Annotated in this window: 1 rRNA gene; it reads right to left on the bottom strand. The window is 55.3% G+C overall.

Features of this window, described 5'->3' with window-relative positions:
• A 23S ribosomal RNA gene (locus tag DID96_RS38045) occupies nt 1-257 on the bottom strand; the annotation flags it as partial.

Consider the following 257-nt stretch of genomic DNA (forward strand, 5'->3'; position numbering starts at 1 on the left):
GAATACTCATCTCGCCCACCTGTGTCGGTTTGCGGTACGGTCATCGTTAGACTGAAGCTTAGAGGCTTTTCTTGGAACCACTTCCAATTGCTTCGCTCCCTAAGGAGCTCGCGCCACACCCTTGAATCCTGCGCCCGGATTTGCCTAAGCGCCTTCTCCAATGCAGCGACCGGGACTTCCAACACCCGGACAACCTTCCGCGATCCGTCCCCCCATCGCATCTAACAATGGTGCAGGAATATTGACCTGCTTCCCAT

The sequence above is a fragment of the Burkholderia sp. Bp8963 genome, assembly GCF_003854275.1.
Taxonomy (GTDB): domain Bacteria; phylum Pseudomonadota; class Gammaproteobacteria; order Burkholderiales; family Burkholderiaceae; genus Burkholderia.